The sequence below is a fragment of the Fructobacillus sp. EFB-N1 genome, assembly GCF_001038455.1.
Classification (GTDB): Bacteria; Bacillota; Bacilli; order Lactobacillales; family Lactobacillaceae; genus Fructobacillus; species Fructobacillus cardui.
The window spans coordinates 1-779 of sequence record NZ_LDUY01000055.1 but is presented as its reverse complement, the minus strand read 5'-3'; the positions used below and the strand labels follow the sequence as shown (position 1 = coordinate 779).

Below are 779 nucleotides of genomic sequence, written 5' to 3'. Positions count from 1 at the left end.
AGCTGTGTTCAATGACTTAATTTCTGTACCCAACCACTTAATATAATTTTTCATTTTTTTATTCTCCTAAATTAAAATCCATATACGACTAAGCAACTGGGGAATGGTGCCGCATCTTTTGGCTGTCCACTCACCTCAAACTTCAAACGGCCCCTGATAAACTTAACAACAGCCTTGTCTTGAATGAACTCATGCCAATACTTCGTATCAGTTCTTGATGGAATCAGCATGACAATAAATCTGTTTTTATCTCTTAGGTGTTCCTCGTATGCCTTTTTAATAAACGAGTACATGTCTCTCCCATAAGGTGGATTCATAAAAACATTACCCTGCCAATCATGTTCCAAACAGCTATTACCCACTGAATAATAATTACTTAATTTATGGTTACTATCATTGGCACATGCATCTAAATCAAACTTGAATTTTTTATTTAACTTTTCAAATAAATCAGTCGGTGTTTCCCAGTCGTCTTTTTTGCTTGAAAATAAAACTTTATCCATCAACGACCTCCAACAGTTCTTGATTCTCGTGAATGTTACCGATGACCTCGTAATTGTTTCCTTCAGAAAACGCATAACTCGGACAATCATATGATGAGTCCCAAAATCCTTCTATGTTAAAACCGAATCCTTCGAAAATAACAACACCTCTTTGGTATGGAAAAGGTTTGAATTGGACAATATCGCCCTCGTAGATTTCTTTTCCGTTTTTGTCACGTAGTCCTGTGTATTGTTCCAAATCCCATTCGCTACCAACTTCGCCATGAATTTCATCAG

At 36.5% G+C, this 779-nt stretch carries 2 protein-coding genes; both read right to left on the bottom strand.

The window, feature by feature from the left end:
- Positions 1-71: 71 nt before the first annotated feature.
- Entirely contained in the window at positions 72-503 is a 432-nt protein-coding gene (locus FEFB_RS08025; protein WP_047975729.1) for a DNA N-6-adenine-methyltransferase, read from the bottom strand.
- A partial coding sequence (locus FEFB_RS08020; protein ID WP_047975728.1) for a YopX family protein occupies positions 496-779 on the bottom strand: 284 nt, incomplete at its 5' end. The genes FEFB_RS08020 and FEFB_RS08025, both read right to left, overlap by 8 nt.